Origin of the sequence: Labilithrix luteola, from assembly GCF_001263205.1 — a bacterium.
GTDB classification, from domain to species: domain Bacteria; phylum Myxococcota_A; class Polyangia; order Polyangiales; family Polyangiaceae; genus Labilithrix; species Labilithrix luteola.
Window position 1 is genome coordinate 10010192 of sequence record NZ_CP012333.1, and the last position, 18157, is coordinate 10028348.

General features: G+C 66.4%; 11 protein-coding genes. 8 read left to right on the forward strand and 3 right to left on the reverse strand.

Annotated elements, in window-relative coordinates; all coding sequences use genetic code 11:
* The first annotated feature begins 92 nt into the window (after positions 1 to 92).
* From AKJ09_RS43255 to AKJ09_RS43290, 8 genes are all read left to right on the forward strand, one after another.
* Positions 93 to 2102 (forward strand): hybrid sensor histidine kinase/response regulator, encoded by a 2010-nt coding sequence (locus tag AKJ09_RS43255; RefSeq protein ID WP_169928344.1) that lies wholly within the window; start codon positions 93 to 95, stop codon positions 2100 to 2102.
* Positions 2089 to 8385 (forward strand): HAMP domain-containing protein, encoded by a 6297-nt coding sequence (locus tag AKJ09_RS43260; protein WP_146653703.1) that lies wholly within the window; start codon positions 2089 to 2091, stop codon positions 8383 to 8385. Before AKJ09_RS43255 ends, AKJ09_RS43260 begins: the two co-directional genes overlap by 14 nt.
* Positions 8385 to 10085: a sensor histidine kinase gene (locus AKJ09_RS43265; RefSeq protein WP_205633952.1), complete on the forward strand. Its 1701-nt coding sequence runs from the start codon at positions 8385 to 8387 to the stop codon at positions 10083 to 10085. The genes AKJ09_RS43260 and AKJ09_RS43265 overlap by 1 nt, the downstream gene beginning before the upstream one ends.
* 12 nt (positions 10086 to 10097) lie before the next feature.
* A complete protein-coding gene (locus AKJ09_RS43270; protein ID WP_146653705.1) occupies positions 10098 to 10520 on the forward strand; it encodes a response regulator in 423 nt (140 codons plus the stop codon).
* A complete protein-coding gene (locus AKJ09_RS43275) occupies positions 10517 to 11497 on the forward strand; it encodes a GGDEF domain-containing response regulator (RefSeq protein WP_146653706.1) in 981 nt (326 codons plus the stop codon). The genes AKJ09_RS43270 and AKJ09_RS43275 overlap by 4 nt, the downstream gene beginning before the upstream one ends.
* A 213-nt stretch (positions 11498 to 11710) precedes the next feature.
* The gene (locus AKJ09_RS43280) at positions 11711 to 13174 is read left to right on the forward strand and encodes a serine/threonine-protein kinase (RefSeq protein ID WP_146653707.1); all 1464 of its coding nucleotides are present in this window, start codon (positions 11711 to 11713) and stop codon (positions 13172 to 13174) included.
* The gene (locus AKJ09_RS43285; RefSeq protein ID WP_146653708.1) at positions 13171 to 14274 is read left to right on the forward strand and encodes a tetratricopeptide repeat protein; all 1104 of its coding nucleotides are present in this window, start codon (positions 13171 to 13173) and stop codon (positions 14272 to 14274) included. Before AKJ09_RS43280 ends, AKJ09_RS43285 begins: the two co-directional genes overlap by 4 nt.
* On the forward strand, positions 14271 to 15239 hold the full coding sequence (locus tag AKJ09_RS43290) for a hypothetical protein (RefSeq protein WP_146653709.1): 969 nt from the start codon (positions 14271 to 14273) through the stop codon (positions 15237 to 15239). Before AKJ09_RS43285 ends, AKJ09_RS43290 begins: the two co-directional genes overlap by 4 nt.
* 16 nt (positions 15240 to 15255) lie before the next feature.
* Here AKJ09_RS43290 and AKJ09_RS43295 read toward each other — a convergent pair whose 3' ends face one another.
* The 3 genes from AKJ09_RS43295 to AKJ09_RS43305 form a co-directional block, all read right to left on the reverse strand.
* Entirely contained in the window at positions 15256 to 16272 is a 1017-nt protein-coding gene (locus AKJ09_RS43295; RefSeq protein WP_146653710.1) for a hypothetical protein, read from the reverse strand.
* A 99-nt stretch (positions 16273 to 16371) separates the two neighbouring features.
* Positions 16372 to 16566, reverse strand: a complete 195-nt coding sequence (locus AKJ09_RS43300) for a hypothetical protein (RefSeq protein WP_146653711.1) — start codon at positions 16564 to 16566, stop codon at positions 16372 to 16374.
* A gap of 116 nt (positions 16567 to 16682) precedes the next feature.
* Positions 16683 to 18134, reverse strand: coding sequence for a hypothetical protein (locus tag AKJ09_RS43305; RefSeq protein ID WP_146653712.1), 1452 nt, complete (start codon positions 18132 to 18134; stop codon positions 16683 to 16685).
* Positions 18135 to 18157 lie beyond the last annotated feature (23 nt).

Consider the following 18157-nt stretch of genomic DNA (forward strand, 5'->3'; position numbering starts at 1 on the left):
GGTTCAATCAGCGCAACGGAGTTGCGCTGGAGGCTTGCTTCGTTCGGCGCAATGCCCTCCGCGCACGGCGCCGTGCGATGCAGGAGGTTCTCGTGAAGGTTCTGACCGTCCTACTCATCGAAGACGACGACGCGGATGCTCGCATGATCCGCGAGATGCTCCGCCGCCTGCCGAAGCGCACCTTCGAGATCGTCCACGTGACGACGATGGCCGCCGCCCCCCCGCACCTGACCGGCGGACACATCGACGCGGTCTTGCTCGACCTCTCGCTTCCCGACTCGAACGGCCTCGAGAGCCTCGAAGAGATCCACGAGCTCGCGCCCGACAAGCCGCTCATCGTGCTCACGGGCAACGACGACGAGGAGGTGGGCCTGCGCGCCGTCAATACGCACGCGCAGGACTATCTCATCAAGTGGCACTTCACCGAGCACCTGCTCTCGCGCTCGATCCGATACGCGGTCGAGCGCCAGCGCATCAACCGTGACCTCGAAGAGGCGAAGAACCTCGCCGAGGCGGCGAGTCGTTCGAAGAGCGAATTCCTCGCGAACGTCAGCCACGAGATTCGCACGCCGATGAACGCCATCCTCGGGATGGCCGATCTCCTCTCGGAGACGACGCTCGACGACGAACAGACGAAGTTCGTCACACGATTGCGTCACGCCGGCGATCATCTTCTCGCGCTCATCGACGATTTGCTCGACCTCGCGAAGATCGAAGCCTATCGCATCAAGCTCGCGAACGTTCCGTTCGATCTGCACAAGCTCCTCGACAACACCCTGGGGTTCCTCACGGTGCGTGCGCAGGCCCGCAACATCGAGCTGCGGCTCCGGAAGAGCGGTGACCTCCCGCCGGCGCTCGTCGGCGATCCCCATCGCTTGCGCCAGGTCCTCGTGAATCTGATCGGCAACGCCATCAAGTTCACCGAGGAGGGCTACGTCGAGGTCGTGGTCGAACGCGATCCCGAGTCGATCGAGCCTGGCGCCCTCAAGTTCTCGGTGACCGACACTGGGATCGGCATCGCCCCCGACAAGCTCGATCTCGTGTTCGGGCGGTTCGCCCAGCTCGATGCCTCGATCACGCGCGTGCGCGGCGGCGTCGGCCTCGGTCTTGCCATCGCCAGGCCGCTCGTCGAACGCATGCACGGTCGCATGCAGGTCGTGAGCACGCTCGGCAACGGCAGCACGTTCTGGTTCACCGCGCGCTTCAAGCCTGCGCGCACCCTGCCACCCGACCACGCCAAGCCTCGCCTCGTCCCTCCCCCGCGCGAGCAGCGTCCGCTCCGGATCCTCCTCGCCGAAGACGCGGAGGACAACCAGGCGGTCATCGAATCGTACCTGCGCAATTCCCCGCACACGCTCGAGTTCGCCGGCGACGGCGCATCGGCGTTCGAGATGTTCGCGTCGAGCAGCTACGACATCGTGCTGATGGACGTGCACATGCCCATCATGGATGGCCTCACCTCGACGCGAAAAATGCGTGTCTGGGAAATGGAGCGCGGCCTCGAGCGAGCGCCCATTCTCGCCCTCACGGCCGACGCGATGAGCGAATCGCTCGATCGCTGCCTCGAAGCGGGATGCACCGACTTCCTGACGAAGCCGATCCGCAAAGACGTGCTCCTCGATGCACTCCACAGGCATTCGCCCGCCATCCCGAGCTCGAGCTCGCGCCCGGTGCTGGTCGCCGCGAAGCCCGTGACGCCGCCGCCGCCCTCCTCCACGCGACAGATCGCGAGGCCTGCGCTGCGCCCCGAGCCGACGCGCGCGAACGGCGACGAGGCGAAGATCGTCGTGCGCGTCGATCGGGACCTCTACCCGATGATGCCGCAGTTCATCCGCAATCGATTGAACGACGTCCAGAAGATCCGCGATGCGCTCGAAGCGAGTGGCAAAGAGGACTTCGACACGATCTGGACGCTCGGACACAACATGAAGGGCAGCTCCGCTGGCTACGAGCTCGCCTTCGCCGGTGAGCTCGGAGGTGAGCTCGCCACCGCCGCGAAGAAACGCGACCGCGATGCCATTGCGCGGATCGCCGCCGATCTGGCGACCTACCTCGGTCGCGTCCACGTGGTTTGTACGGAGGGTCTCGATGACAGTCTCTGAGTGGTCGGGTGAGCGGTCGCACGACAGCCTCGCCAACAGGCAGCTCCTCGACGTGCTGATGGCCGTCCGACGCGGCGACTTCAGCGCGCGAATGCCGCCCGACCTGACCGGCCTCGAGGGCAAGGTCGCGGACGTCCTGAACGACATCATCGAACGCAACGCCGAGCTCGTCCTCGAGCTGCAGCGCCTCAAGACTGCCGTTGGCGTGGAAGGCAAAACGCACGAGCGCGCATCGCTCGATCGCGCCGCGGGCGGTTGGAAGGAATCGCTCGACGCCGTCAACGATCTCGTCGCCGCCATGGCGCGGCCCACGAACGAGATCGGCCGGGTCATCGGCGCCGTCGCGAGCGGTGACCTTCGTCAGCAGGTCGCTCTCGAGGTCGCTGGCGAGCCGCTGAAGGGCGACTTCCTCCAGACCGCGCGCGCCGCGAACGCGATGGTCGAGCAGCTCGCCTCGTTCGCCTCCGAAGTCACGCGCGTCGCCCGCGAAGTCGGGACCGAAGGAAAGCTCGGTGGCCAGGCCTCGATTCCGGGCGTTTCCGGCACCTGGAAAGAGCTCACCGACAGCGTCAACCAGATGGCCTCGAACCTCACCGCGCAGGTTCGAAACATTGCCGAAGTCACCGTCGCCGTCGCCAACGGTGACCTCTCGAAGAAGATCACCGTCGACGTTCGCGGCGAGATCCTCCAGCTCAAAGACGCCATCAACACGATGGTCGATCAGCTCCGCGTCTTCGCCGCCGAAGTCACGCGCGTCGCCCGCGAAGTCGGTACCGAAGGAAAACTGGGTGGGCAGGCCGTCGTTCTAGGCGTCGCAGGAACCTGGAAGGATCTGACAGACAGCGTCAATCAGATGGCCTCGAACCTGACAGCCCAGGTTCGAAACATCGCCGACGTCGCCAAGGCCATCGCTGCCGGCGACTTGACGAAGCAGGTCACCGTCGACACGCGCGGCGAGATCCTCGACCTGAAGAACACGATCAACACGATGCTCGACCAGCTCAACGGCTTCGCCGGGGAGGTCACGCGCGTCGCGCGCGAGGTCGGTACCGACGGCAAGCTCGGCGGTCAGGCCACCGTGCGCGGCGTCGCCGGCACGTGGAAGGAGCTCACCGACAACGTCAACGTCATGGCCGGCAACATCACCGACCAAGTTCGTAACATCGCCGAAGTCTCGAAGGCGATCGCGAACGGCGACTTGACGAAGAAGATCACCGTCGACGTTCGCGGCGAGATCCTCGATCTCAAGAACACCATCAACACGATGGTCGACCAGCTGAACGCATTCGGCGGCGAAGTCACGCGTCTCGCACGCGAAGTCGGTACGGAAGGAAAGCTCGGTGGTCAGGCCGCCGTGCGAGGCGTCGCCGGCATCTGGAAGGAGCTGACCGACAACGTCAACGTCATGGCGTCGAACCTCACCGACCAGGTTCGAAACATCGCCGAAGTCACCACCGCCGTCGCCAAGGGCGACCTCACGAAGAAGATCACCGTCGACGTCCAAGGCGAAATCCTCGAGCTCAAACGCACCATCAACACGATGGTCGATCAGCTCGGCGCCTTCGCCTCCGAAGTCACCCGCGTCGCCCGCGAAGTCGGTACCGAAGGCCGTCTCGGCGGCGAAGCACGCGTCGTCGGCGTCGCAGGAACATGGAAGGACCTCACCGACGGCGTCAACACGATGGCCGCGAACCTCACCGCGCAGGTTCGTAACATCGCCGAAGTCACCACCGCCGTCGCCACGGGCGACCTCACGAAGAAGATCACCGTCGACGTCGAAGGCGAGATCCTCGAGCTCAAAAACACCATCAACACGATGGTCGATCAGCTCGGCGCCTTCGCCTCCGAAGTCACCCGCGTCGCGCGCGAAGTCGGTACCGAAGGCCGACTCGGCGGCGAAGCACGCGTCGTCGGCGTCGCAGGAACATGGAAGGACCTCACCGACGGCGTCAACACGATGGCCGCGAACCTCACCGCGCAGGTTCGTAACATCGCCGAAGTCACCACCGCCGTCGCCAACGGTGACCTCGCGCGAAAGATCACCGTCGACGTTCGAGGCGAGATCCTCGACCTCAAGAACACCATCAACACGATGGTCGATCAGCTGAACGCGTTCGCCGGCGAGGTTACGCGCGTCGCCCGCGAAGTCGGTACCGAAGGAAAGCTCGGTGGTCAGGCCACGGTGCGAGGCGTCGGCGGCGTCTGGAAAGAGCTCACCGACAACGTCAACACGATGGCCGCGAACCTCACCGCGCAGGTTCGTAACATCGCCGAGGTCACCACCGCCGTCGCCAACGGTGACCTCGCGCGAAAGATCACCGTCGACGTTCGAGGCGAGATCCTCGACCTCAAGAACACCATCAACACGATGGTCGATCAGCTGAACGGCTTCGCCTCCGAAGTTACCCGCGTCGCACGCGAAGTCGGTACCGAAGGAAAGCTCGGTGGCCAGGCCGCGGTGCCCGGTGTCTCGGGTACCTGGAAGGACCTCACCGACAACGTCAACTCGATGGCCGGTAACCTCACGGCGCAGGTCCGCAACATCGCCGACGTCACGAAGGCCGTCGCCACGGGCGACCTCTCGAAGAAGATCACCGTCGACGTCAAAGGCGAGATCCTCGAGCTGAAGAACACCATCAACACGATGGTCGATCAGCTCAACGCCTTCGCCTCCGAAGTTACCCGCGTCGCGCGCGAAGTCGGCACCGAAGGCATGCTCGGCGGTCAGGCCGTCGTCACCGGCGTCGGCGGCACGTGGAAGGACCTCACCGACAGCGTCAACTTCATGGCCGGTAACCTCACCGCGCAGGTTCGCAACATCGCCGAGATCGCGACCGCGATCGCCGGCGGCGACCTGTCGAAGAAGATCACCGTCGACGTCAAAGGCGAGATCCTCGAGCTCAAAAAGACCATCAACACGATGGTCGACCAGCTGAACGCCTTCGCCTCCGAAGTTACCCGCGTCGCGCGCGAAGTCGGCACCGAAGGCAAGCTCGGTGGTCAGGCCGACGTGCCCGGCGTCTCGGGCACGTGGAAGGGCCTCACCGACAACGTCAACTTCATGGCCTCGAACCTGACGAACCAGGTCCGCGGCATTGCCGGCGTCGTCACCGCCGTCGCGAACGGCGACCTCGAACAGAGCCTCACGCTCGAAGCGAAGGGCGAGATCGCAGCCCTCGCCGACACGATCAACAACATGACGGGCACGCTCGCCACCTTCGCCGACCAGGTCACCACGGTCGCGCGCAAGGTCGGTGTCGAGGGCGAGCTCGGTGGTCAGGCCTCCGTTCCCGGCGCCTCCGGCACGTGGAAGGACCTCACCGAGAACGTCAACCAGCTCGCCGCGAACCTCACCACGCAGGTCCGTTCGATCGCCGAAGTCTCCACCGCCGTCACCAAGGGCGACCTCACGCGGTCGATCACGGTCGAAGCGAGCGGCGAAGTCGCGGCGCTCAAGGACAACATCAACGAGATGATCCGCAACTTGAGGGAGACCACCCTCAAGAACAACGAGCAGGACTGGCTGAAGACCAACCTCGCCAAGTTCTCGCGCATGCTCCAAGGCCAGCGCGACCTCGTAGCCGTCGGTAACCTGATCCTCTCCGAGCTCGCGCCGGTCGTCCAGGCGCACCAAGCCGTCGTGTACACGGTCACCACCGTCGGCGGCGACGACATGAAGCAGCTCGTTCGACTCGGCGGTTACGCCGTTTCGGAGGAGACGCCGCGCACGTACAAGTTCGGTGAAGGCCTCGTCGGTCAGTGTGCTGCCGACAAGCGCAAGATCCGCCTGGACGGGCTGCCCGCCGGCTATATGCGCATCTTCTCGGCCCTTGGCGATGCGGAGCCGCGCTGCCTGCTCGTCTTGCCGATTCTCTTCGAAGGCGAGGTCCGCGGCGTGATGGAGCTGTCGTCGATCGGCATCTTTAGCGCGCTCCAAGAAGTGCTCCTCGACCAGCTCACCGAGTCGTTCGGCATCGTTCTCCACACGATCGAAGCGAACATGCGCACCGAGGGCCTGCTCGAGCAGTCCCAATCGCTCGCCTCCGAGCTCCAGATCCAGAAGCAGACCCTCCAGGAGACGAACGACGAGCTCCAGGAGAAGGCGCAGCTCCTCGCCGATCAGAACGAGGAAGTCGAGCGCAAGAATCGCGAGGTCGAAATGGCGCGCGCCGCCCTCGAAGAGAAGGCCAAGCAGCTCGCCCTCACCTCCAAGTACAAGTCCGAGTTCCTCGCGAACATGTCGCACGAGCTCCGGACGCCGCTCAACTCGCTCCTCATCCTGTCCGATCAGCTCGCGCGCAACCCGGACGGAAATCTCAGCGGACGCCAGGTCGAGTTCTGCAAGACGATCCACGCGTCGGGCAATGACCTCCTCAACCTGATCAACGACATCCTCGACCTTGCGAAGATCGAGTCCGGCACGGTCTCCATCGAGCCGACCGAAATGTCCCTGCGCGACCTCCACACGTACGTCCTCCGCACGTTCGGGCACATCGCCGAGTCGAAGGGCGTGCGCTTCGACACCGAGTTCGCCAAAGACCTGCCGAGTCGCGTCTTCACCGATCCGCGCCGCTTGCAGCAGGTCCTCAAGAACCTACTCTCGAACGCCTTCAAGTTCACCGAGCGCGGCACGGTCACCCTCATGGTCAAGCCGGCAACCTCGGGCTGGAGCCCGAGCCAGCCCACCCTCGATCAGGCCAAGGGCGGCGTCGTGCAGTTCATCGTCAAAGACACGGGCATCGGCATTCCGCCCGAGAAGCAGCAGGTCGTCTTCGAGGCCTTCCAGCAGGCCGAAGGATCGACCAGCCGCAAGTACGGCGGCACCGGCCTCGGTCTCGCCATCAGCCGCGAACTCTCGCGCATGCTCGGCGGCGAGATCCGCCTCGAGTCCGAGCTCGGCGTCGGCAGCGCGTTCACGCTGTATCTGCCGGGCGTGCTCAGCCAGTCGGCTCAGCCCTTGGTCCGCACCGAGCCGCACCCCGTCTCCGTCGTCACCCATCAGGCGCCGGTGATCGTCACGCCCACCGAAGATGCGAGTGCGAGCGGGGATTGGGCCTCGCCGCTCGCGGTCAACGACGACCGCGACGAGGTCTCCGGCGAAGACAAGAGCCTGCTCATCGTCGACAACGATCGCGGGTTCCTCGACTTCGTGGTCGAGGTGGCGCGCGCGAACGGGTTCAAGGCGCTCGCCACCACCAAGGGCGGAGAGGCCGTGTGGCTCGCTCGCAACTATCTGCCCGCGGCGATCGTCCTCGACATCCAGCTCGAGGACATCGACGGGTGGCGCGTGCTCGACTACCTGAAGAACGACGTCCAGACACGGCACATCCCGATCGCCATCGTCTCGACGGACGACCAGCGCGAGCGCGGTTATCAGCGCGGTGCGCGGCGCGTCCTCGCCAAACCCGTTCTCCGCGACGGGCTCGACGCTCTTCTGCGATCCTTCAAGGAAGGCCTCGACCAGGGCAAGCGCCGCCTCCTCGTGGTCGAGGACGACGCCGTGCAGCGCGAAGAAATCGTACGGCACCTCTCTTCGGACGACGTCGACGTCGTGGCCGCCGGCTCCGGCGAAGAGGCGATCGCCAAGGTTCGCGATGAGCGCTTCGACCTCGTCGTCACCGACCTCGGCTTGCCCGACATCCACGGGGTGGCCCTCCTCGAGCGCCTCGAGGAGCTCCCCAACTGGGCGGACACACCGGTCATCATCCATACCGCGCGGGACCTGTCGAGCGCGGAGGCCTCCGTGATCCGACGTCATGCACGCGCCGTGGTCACGAAGGCGCCTCGGAGTAAGAGCTTGGTCGAGAAGGCCTCGCTATGGCTCCACCGCAAAGCGCCAGCCCCGACGGACGCAACCTACTCCTCCGAGGAGTTCACCGGTGTGCTACGCGGGCGTCGTATCCTGCTCGTGGACGACGACGTCCGGAACATCTTCGCGATGACCAGCTTGCTCGAACGATACGAAGTCAACGTGGGGCGCGCAGAGAACGGAAAGACCGCCATCGAGCTCGTTCAGGCTCAAACCTGGGACCTCGTGTTGATGGACATCATGATGCCCGAGATGGACGGCTACGACACCATCCGCGCCATCCGCAGCTTCGGTGAGCACCGCAACCTGCCGATCATCGCGCTCACGGCCAAGGCCATGCGCGGCGACCGTCAGAAGTGCTTCGACGCCGGAGCCTCGGACTACGTGCCGAAGCCCATCGATTCACCCGTGCTGCTCTCCCGTATGGGCGCGTGGCTGAGCGAGAACCCCCACGTCATGCCGCGGAGGTCGTGATGCTCGGCGGGCCCATCAGCGCGCGTCGCGAGGACGCACCCGAGGTCCCCGAATCGGCGTCGATTCTCGTCGTCGACGATCGGCCGGGCAACTTGATGTCGCTCGTCGAAATTCTCCACGAGGACGGCCGCACCATCGCGACCGCATCGTCCGGCAACGAAGCCCTGCGCATCCTCATGCAGCGCGACTTCTCCGTCGTCCTCCTCGACGTCAACATGCCCGGCATGGACGGCTTCGAGGTGGCGAAGATGATCCGGGAGAGGCCTCGTTCGGCCCACACACCGATCATCTTCGTCACGGCGATCAGCATGGAGGACCAGGCCGTTCATCGCGGCTATTCGTTCGGCGCGGTCGACTACATCTTCACGCCGATCGTGCCGGAGATTCTGCGCGCGAAGGTCTCGGTCCTCGCCGATCTCCACGCGAAGACCAAACGCCTCGAAGCCTCGCTCCGTGAGCGCCAGGCCAGCGAAGCTCGCTACCGCGCGCTCTTCGACGATTCGCCGGTGCCGCTCTGGGAGATCGATCTCTCGACCGTGAAGGCGAACATCGACCGTCTCACGAGAGCCGGCGTCGATCTGCGCGAGCACTTCGCCTCGTCGGGCGCCCAAGATCTCTTGATGGTCACGCACCAAGCGAAGCTCGTGCAGGTCAACCGCGCGACGCTCGAGATGTGCGAAGCCGACGACGAAGAGCAAGTTCGCAATCACGTCGCCAACATCTTCGGCACCGATCCCATCGAGGTCTTGCGCGAACCGATCCTCGCGCTCGCGTACGGGCACACCACCACCGAAGGCGAAGCGGTCCTCCACACGATTCGAGGGTCGACCAAGCACGTGAACCTCCGTTTCTCCGTGCTGCCCGGGCACGAACGCGATTGGACGAAGGTGGTCGTCTCGTCGACCGACATCGCGGAGCTCCACAAGCAGCGCGCCGAGCTCGCGCGCTCCAACAAGGAGCTGCAGCAGTTCGCTTACGTCGCCTCGCACGACCTGCGTGCTCCGCTGCGCGCCATCGACTCGCTCTCGGAGTGGCTCGAAAAGGACCTCGAGGCCGTTCTCGGCCCCGATCAGCGCGAACAGATGAGCCTCATGCGAGGCCGCGTGCGCCGCATGGATCGACTCCTCGGCGATCTCCTCGAGTACGCCCGCGCGGGCGGTGAAGAAGCCGCGGAGGAGAGCGTCGACGTGGGCAAGCTGCTCGCCGAGGTGATCGAGCTCGCGAACGTGCCGCAGGGATTCACGATCGAAGTCGTGCCCCCTACCCCGGTGTTCGAGACGGCCAAGGTGCCGCTCACGCGCGTGCTCATGAATCTGCTGGGCAATGCGATCAAGCACCACGACAGCCAGGAGGGACGCGTGTCGATCGCGGTGGAGAACACCGGCGACTTCTTCCGTTTCTCCGTGACGGACGACGGGCCCGGCATCCCTCCCCGCTTCCACGAGAAGATCTTCCAGATGTTCCAGACGCTCCGCCCGCGCGATGCGGTCGAAGGCAGCGGCATGGGACTGGCCCTCGTGCGGAAGATCGTCGAGAGCGCAGGAGGTTCGATCTGGCTGACGTCCGAAGGGCGCGGCACGACATTCACCTTCACGTGGCCGCGGCGATGGGGTGAACACGGCACGGCACGGCGGCGCAGGTTCGTCGTGGAAGCAACGCGCTCGAAGGGCGACCGGGCGACGCCCGATACTGCACGGTGACGAGGTAGAGAGGTGAAACCAAGACTCGGTCACGTTCTCCTGGTCGACGACGACGACGTCGACGTGATGGCGCTCGAACGGGCATTTCGAGCGAACACCATCGGCAACCCCATGGTCGTAGCGCGTGATGGGGTCGAAGCGCTCGCCATGCTGCGAGGCGAAGGGTGCACCGCCGTTCCACGGCCCTACGTCATCCTCCTCGATCTCAACTTGCCGCGCATGAACGGCATCGAGTTCCTGAGTGAGCTCCGCGCCGACCCCGTCCACAAGAACGCCGTCGTCTTCGTGCTGACGACATCCGCATCGCCCGAGGACAAGCGGGCCGCCTACGATCACAACGTGGCTGGTTACATCGTGAAGTCGAAGGCCAAGAACGACCTCGCGCCGCTCGTGAGGTTGCTCGAAGCCTACTGGAGCATCGTGGAGGTACCATGAAAGGCTTCCAGCCGAAGACCGACGCGCGCGTCTTGCTCGTGGAGGACGACGACGTCGACTACCTGGTCGCTCGACGGCTGTTCGCGCAGATGGTCGACGTCCGCTACGTGGTCGATCGCGCGTCCGACTACGAGGGCGCGATCGAAGCCATTCGGCGCCGCGATCACGATCTCCTCATCGTGGACTTCTATCTCGGGGGCTACACCGGCCTCGACGTCCTGCGAGAGATGGCGGCAGCAGGCTCGTTTGCGCCGGTCATCGTCCTCACCGCTGCGGGCAATCGCGACGTCGACCTGGCCGTGATGGAAGCCGGCGCTGCGGATTACCTGGTCAAGGGCGAGATCATCCCTCCGCTCCTCGAGCGCGCGATTCGATATTCACTCGAGCGGCACCGACTCGTCGAAGAGCTGCGCGCGCTGTCGCTACGCGACGACCTCACCGGCCTCTACAATCGACGTGCGTTCATGACGCTCGCCGATCAGCAGCTCAAGCTTGCGGTACGTCGCAACCGACCGCTCTCCGTCTTCTTCGCAGACGTCGACGGGCTGAAGCAGATCAACGACACGTATGGCCACCGCGAGGGAGACCTCGCGATCGCGTCGGCGGCAGAGGTGCTCAAGCGAACATTTCGCACGTCGGACCTCGTGGCCCGACTCGGCGGCGACGAGTTCATCGTGCTCACCCCCGACTCGAGCGAGCAGAGCCTTCGCACGATGATCAACCGACTCTGGGAGCACCTCGATGCCCACAACTCGAGCGAGCGGCTGCGCTACCGACTCTCGCTGAGCATCGGAGTCTCGACGTTCGAACCGGGACGCGATGGCTCGATCGCCGCCCTGATCGCGGCTGCCGATCGCGAACTCTATGCAGCCAAGCACCGCCGGCGCACGAAGTCCGCGACGACGCTCCGCGCGATGCCGCATGTCCCGGTGCGAGGATTCGGCGCCGGCATTGGGCGTCGCGGTCCCCCGCGCTGACCGAGCGGCGTTGGCCGCCGCGGCGAGTGTTTCGCAGCGAACGACGTGCACTTCGCGCCGTTCCTAGCCCGCGCGTGCATCTCTGTTCGACGCCGCCTCCCTCGTAGCGCTTCTGCGCTCGAGCTCCGCCCGTCCGACGGGTTCGGTTGCCTTTCGACGACGACGCGCGCGCGCTGGATCGGACTTCGCATTCTCCGACGCCGAGGACTCTCCATGTCCGAATGGGTCGTCGAGGAAGTCACGTACACGCCGCAGCCGCAGCTCTCTCCCGGTGAGCTCGTCGACGGTCGGTATCGTATCGACGAGTACCTCGGCGGGGGCGGCATGGCCACCGTCTACCGCGCGACACATCTTGCCCTCGCGCAACCCGTCGCGATCAAGACGATCGCGCCGAGTGTCCGCATGCTTCCTGGCATCGCCGAGCGCTTCTTGCGTGAAGCGCGCGCGGCCACGAGGCTCAAGGGTGAGCACGTGGTGCGTGTCTTCGACGTGGGCACGATGGCCGACGGCACCCCGTTCATGGTCATGGAGTTGCTCGAAGGTGACGACCTCGGCGCCCTGATCGCCGCGGGTACCGCGATCTCGATCGAGCGCGCATGCGACTTCGTGCTCGAGACCTGCGAGGCGCTCGCGGAAGTGCATGGCCTCGGCATCATCCATCGCGACGTCAAACCGGCGAACCTCTTCCTGACACGAGGTCCCGACGGGCGCTCGTCGATCAAGCTCATCGACTTCGGCGTCTCGCACGTCGATGCGCCGCTCTCTTCGCCCGCGCCTGGGCTCACCCGTCCCGAAATGATCGTGGGCTCTCCACAATACATGTCGCCCGAGCAGATGCACGCGGCGTCCAAGATCGATGGTCGCTCCGACCTCTGGAGTCTCGGGGCCGTGCTCTACGAGCTTCTCACCGGCGATCCCCCGTATGGCAACGAAGGTTTCTGGAGCGTCTGCCTCGCAGCCGCTCACGGACCGCCGCCGGCGCCGTCGACGCGAAGGCGCGGCGTCCCCGCGGGCCTCGACAACGTCGTGCTCCGGTGCCTTCGTTTCGAACCCGAAGACCGCTTCGCCGACGCCGCCGCGCTTGCGGTTGCCCTCGCTCCTTTCGCATCGCCTGGCGGCGCGGAGCGAGCGCGGTCGACGGCGAGAGTCCTCGAAGCGGCAAAGGCACGAGGACGCGGAGAGCCGGTGGTCGAGCGTTCGCTCGAGCGCGAGCTCGCGACGGTTCCTTCGCGCCTGGCCGAGCGACCGCGCCGGCGACGGCGAACGCGGATTGGTATCGCCGTCGCGGTCGGAATCGCTGCAATCACCTCGGGAGCGGTTGCCCTGGGAGGACATCGCTTCGTTGGCGGATTGCATACGCTGGCAAAGACGGCGCCACCGCCGACGGTGAGCCCGAGTCCAACGTTCGCGGCGGAAGCGCCCGAACCTGCGGCGGCCGCGATCTCCGTCGTGACGCCCGCGACGGCGCCCGCACCGCCCCCCGAGCCGACGATCACACGCGGAGCGAGAGCCAAATTCGATCGACGCATTGCGCCCGCACGACATGCTCCGCGCACCGCTCCGGTTCCCACCGCCGAAGCGACGCCGGCCGACATCGAGCTCACGGAGCCGTCCGCCCCTGACGAGGCCGCGGCACCGGGCTCCGACGAGCAGACCTTGTTCGAGGATCGCCAATGAAGCGTCGCACGGTGATGACCATCGCGCTCGTCCTTGCGCCCGCCACGTCGTGGGCGGCCGGTCCTCAGAAGAACGGGCCCAACGCCGCCGCCGCGCAGAGTCTTTTCTACGAGGCGCGCGCCCTCATGAAGGACGGTCGCTACACCGAAGCGTGTCCGAAGCTCGAAGAGAGCCTCAAGCTCGACGACGGCATCGGCACACGATTCAACCTCGCCGACTGCAACGAGCATCTGGGCAAGGTGGCGACGGCTTGGGCGAGCTTCCTCGACGTGGCTGCGCTCTCGAAGGCGAACAATCAGCTCGAGCGTGAGAAGGTCGCGCGGAAGCGGGCGCAGGCTCTCGAGCCGCGCCTGCCAAAGTTGACGATCGAGGTCGACACCGTCGCGGCCATCCAACCCGGCCTCGAGGTGACGCGCGATGGATCGACCGTCGGCACGGCCGCGTGGGGCACGCCGATCCCGGTCGACCCCGGTTCGCACAAGATCGTCGCTCGTGCGAACGGCAAGCAGCCCTGGGAGGAGGCGGTCGAAGCGGTCGAAGGCAAGACCGCAAAGGTCACCCTTCCTCGCGAGCTCACGCCCATCGTCGTCGCCGCGACCCCGCCGCCGGCCCCCGCGCAGGCAAGCGTCGGCGCGCCTGCATCGCGCCTCGACACGGCATCGACGACGACGCTGACGAGCGAGGAACAGGCCGGAGCCGACTTCCCGCCTCCGGTCATCGAGAGCCACGCCTCGGCGCAACGCACGGTGGGCTGGGTGATCGGCGCAGCCGGCATCGCCGGCCTGGGCGTCGGCGCGGCGTTCGGCATTCGCTCGCTCGACAAGCGCAACAACTCTCGAGACAACTGCGTCGGAGATCTCTGCAATGAAACCGGCGTGAAGCAACGCGATCAGGCAATCAACGCTGGCAACATCGCGACCTACTCGACGATCTTCGGCGGCGCCGCTCTCGTCACGGGGATCATCCTGGTGCTCACGACCCCCGCGGAGAAACAGGGCTCGGCGTCCGGAAAACCGCGTTCTCTCGTCGGATCGATCCGTGCAGTTCCCGAGGCGAGCCCGTATGGCGGCGGTGTCGTTCTTACGGGAGCCCTCCCATGAATCGATCGCAACTCCTCTGCTTCGGTAGCTTGTGGGCTGCAGGCGCGTTCCTCTTCGGAATCGGCTGCAACGCGATTCTCGACAACAACGAGGGCGTCCTGGTCGTGACCGACGCGTCGGGAACCGAGCCGCCGGGAACCGGTGAGCCCGCGCCGGTCGACGAAGACAGTGGCGGCCAGACCGGGCCGCTCGCGTGCTCTGCGGACCAGCACATCTGCGTGGACGTTTGCGTGAGCCCCGACGACCCTGCATACGGGTGCGGCGCCGATACGTGCGACGCTTGCCCGACACCGCACGCGACGGCGATCTGCCAGAACGGCGCGTGTGCGGTCGGCGCTTGTGAGGCGGGTCACGCCGACTGCAACCAGCGCCCGGATGACGGTTGCGAAACCGACCTCTCCAAACCCGAGAGCTGCGGAGCGTGCGGGACCGTCTGCCCAGCCAGCACGCCGATGTGCGCGGCCGTCGACGGGCAACCGGGCACCTTCCACTGCGCGACGGGCTGCAGCGCGGGCGCGCCATTCCGATGCGGGACGACCTGCATCGACCCAAACGCCAACGTCGACAACTGCGGGGTTTGCAACAAGAAGTGCCCCGAGGTCGCGAACGGCACGCGGTCGTGCAAGATGGGCGTGTGCGCCTTCACGTGCAATGCGCCGTTCCACGCGTGCGGGGCCGCATGCGCCGCCGAGAACGACCCGAGCGCGTGCGGAGCGGCGTGCACGGTCTGCGCAACACCTCCCAACGGCAAGCCAACCTGCACGGGCGGAGCTTGCGGTGTCGAGTGCACGCCGGGCTTCGGCAATTGCGACGCCAACGCGCTCAACGGCTGTGAAGCCGACTTCGCCACCGACGCCCTCAACTGTGGCGGCTGCGGGAAGCTGTGTGTCGGCACCTGCGTGGGCGGCGTCTGCGAGAAGCCCGTGGCCGACGCAGGGATGCCCGACGGACGCGTCGCTCGTTGAAGCGTACGCTCGCGCGTCAGCGCCGTCGCTCGAGCGGGCGCGCCCCTTTCTTCGCATCGAACCACGAGCTGCGGAGCGTGCGTCGAAGCGCGGAGGCGTAGAGGCAGTCGCGAAGGCTGTTGAGCTCGCTCGTGACCGCGCCGTGAGAAAGTTGGGTCTTGATGCTCACGGCCTCCGCGCGCGTGAGCTGCTCGCGCGAGAGCGTGCCTTCGACGACCTCGTGGGCACAGTCGACGCCCGCCTTCTCGAGGTCGGCGAAGAGCGCGCGCGTGTTCCACGCCGTGGTGCCGTCCGTGTAATACGACACCAGCTTGTGACGCGAGCCCATGGGCTTTCCGCGGCCGGCGATGACCCACTGCTTGAAGGCATCGACGTCGGAATAGAGCGCGTCGAATAGGTAAACTTCCTGCACGGGCACGCCGCCATTCTTGAGGACGGCGGCGGCCGCGTGATAGCCGCCCGAGTGCGCCGAAACGCAGACGCGACCAACCGTGGCGCCCTGCGCGATGGCCGAGGGGCCCGCCGCAGCGCGGACCTCGGGCGAGTCGAGGGTGGCGAGCACGTCGTCGAGCATGCGCGACAAGCCCCCGGGCGCCTCGAGCTTTCCGCACGAGGAGTCGGGCGCCAGAACCGCGAGCTCCGGCACGACGAGAATGGCGTTCTGTTTGCTCTCGAAGAGCTGCTCACGGAGCTGATGCGCATTCATCGCGCGCTCCGCCGTCGAGTTGTGCCCGTGGAAGTGAACGACCGTCTGGACGCTCGTATCGCGGGACACGCGGTGATGGCTCGGGATGAACACGAACACGGTCGCGTCCCGCCAGTACGATCCGGGCGCGGGAAACGGCGCGTGTTCGAGCTCGAGGGTGACGGTCAGGCCGCGCGCATCCTTGGCGATTTGAACGACGCGCGAACGCGAACGCGGGGGAGGAGCCGGCGCGGTCTGAGCGGCCGCGCGGACTCCCATCGTCGAAAGAAACAGCCCCGAAGCGCCCGCAAGAAGCGCGCGGCGAGAGAGGTGATTCGCGGTGGTCATGGTCTGCCCTCGGCCACGACCCTCCGTGATCGGAGAGCGTTTGGACAACTTTCCTACATTGTAGGCGCCGCACGCCTCATTAAGTGTTTCACGAACCGCTCAATGAAAGAGCCGTTCGTCGCCGTCGCCTGTGTGGGTCATGGCGCTGACCGCCGCCACGGCTAGCATCACCCACGCGAGGATCATCGCGAGCCCCCAACCGGTGATCGCCGCACCGATCCCGAAGAGCAGGCTGAAGGCCCAGAAGGACACGACGAGTGCCCAGTCGCTCTCGCGGCGCCGCTGGCGGTTCATCCGTTCGCGACGAAAACGCTGCCTTGCGCCCCCTGTCCAACGCGAGCTCGGCGCGGTCCTCGGCATGGCGACCTCTCGGTCGATGCGGATGCATTCGATGCGCCATGCGCCGGTGATCAAGGCGTGACGACGAACCCGAACCGCGTGTATGTCGAAGCGCCCGGCTCGCGCTGGTCGAGCGACGACGGCAGCGGTTCGATGGGAGCGGTGACGTCCGCGACGCCGTCGACGGTGCCATGGACCTGCGTTTCGATGTCGAGCGCGTGCTGCCCCGGATCGGGACGCGGAATACCGAGCGCCTCGAGACGTCGAAGGGAGACCTCGCGCTCGGCGGTGACGAGACGGAAGCGCTGGAGCCCGCGTTGGAGATCCACGAGGACGACCGTGGAAACGCCATCCGGTCCCGTCCATCCGATACCCGGACCGCGGCGGGAAACGTTGGTCCCTGCTCGGGTCGACACCGCTGTTCGTGGAGCTTCGAGAACCACGTTTGGCGTCGCGAGCGGGAGTGCGCCGGACCAGACCTCGGCCACACGTCGCGCGCCCATCGGGCTGTGATCGTCGTCGGACGTCTCGGCGCTCGCCCGCACCTCGAGCAGCGCGCCGGGAAGCAGAGGTACGCGCGCAGCGAACGACGGCCACCAGGCCCTGCGAAGGAGCAGGCGCCCGCCGTCGGGCATGGCGAGCCAAGCCTCGAGCCGCCAATTCCAGAACCTCTCCGTATCCGGCGGCCGCGTCGCGAAGACCGCCGGTTCGGTGGCCTCCACCAGATCGAGCGTCAGGGGGCCCAGGTTCCCGTCGGTCGGGGCTGACGCACGCGCGTACCAGAAGCCGCTCCCCAGCTCCTCCCCCGCGAGGACATGCACCTCGGTCGGCTCGGCCAAGAGCGCCGCCTCACTGCTGCTTCCCGGCCCCGACGACGCGACGTGCGTGAGGTCGACGACGACCTGCGTGCTCTCCGCGCCGTACCACGCCGCACCGTGCCCCGTACCGGACGACGACGTACTCGTGGCCACGACCCAACACGACTCTCCGGCGACCGGGCACGGAGGTGCAGCGACCTCGACGTGCAGACGACGAACCGGCGATGGGGCAGCGGGTTCGAGCCGCTCGGAGACCACGATCCGTGGGTCGGGACGTGTCAGCCCGACGAACACGACCGGCGTGACGACCGAGCCCGACGGCGCCGGCGCGACCGCAACGTCGTACGGCGGCGAGAGCCCCATGAAGAAGAGCGACCCCGTCTCGTCGGTCATGACCTCGAGGTGCTTGTCCCGGCTGTCGACGGCGACCACGGGACGGCCCACGATGGGCTCACCATCGTCGTTCCGGAGAAGCAGTTGAACGTCGAGGGTCGGCCTCGGAGAGCCTCCGTCGGGCAACGCACCGCCCACGTCGTTCGAAGCGCGGTCGCGACTGCCGACCGCGCTCGCCGACGAGGATGGACGGGTGTCGTCGCCGGCGCATGCGAGGGTGAACGAGAGCTGCCCAAGGAGGAACAGACATGCCGTCCTCGAGGGCCATGCGCGTCGGAGATCGGGTCGTTTGGCATCGAACACGGGCGTCATGAACGCGCCCTTCACACGTCGCG

Excerpts from the sequence above, each read along its gene's own strand:
- AKJ09_RS43275 (WP_146653706.1), top strand. The coding sequence starts at position 10,517 with ATGAAAGGCTTCCAGCCGAAGACCGACGCGCGCGTCTTGCTCGTGGAG.
- AKJ09_RS43305 (WP_146653712.1), bottom strand. The coding sequence starts at position 18,134 with ATGACGCCCGTGTTCGATGCCAAACGACCCGATCTCCGACGCGCATGG.
- AKJ09_RS43265 (WP_205633952.1), top strand. The coding sequence starts at position 8,385 with ATGCTCGGCGGGCCCATCAGCGCGCGTCGCGAGGACGCACCCGAGGTC.
- AKJ09_RS43290 (WP_146653709.1), top strand. The coding sequence starts at position 14,271 with ATGAATCGATCGCAACTCCTCTGCTTCGGTAGCTTGTGGGCTGCAGGC.
- AKJ09_RS43285 (WP_146653708.1), top strand. The coding sequence starts at position 13,171 with ATGAAGCGTCGCACGGTGATGACCATCGCGCTCGTCCTTGCGCCCGCC.
- AKJ09_RS43300 (WP_146653711.1), bottom strand. The coding sequence starts at position 16,566 with ATGAACCGCCAGCGGCGCCGCGAGAGCGACTGGGCACTCGTCGTGTCC.
- AKJ09_RS43260 (WP_146653703.1), top strand. The coding sequence starts at position 2,089 with ATGACAGTCTCTGAGTGGTCGGGTGAGCGGTCGCACGACAGCCTCGCC.
- AKJ09_RS43295 (WP_146653710.1), bottom strand. The coding sequence starts at position 16,272 with ATGACCACCGCGAATCACCTCTCTCGCCGCGCGCTTCTTGCGGGCGCT.
- AKJ09_RS43280 (WP_146653707.1), top strand. The coding sequence starts at position 11,711 with ATGTCCGAATGGGTCGTCGAGGAAGTCACGTACACGCCGCAGCCGCAG.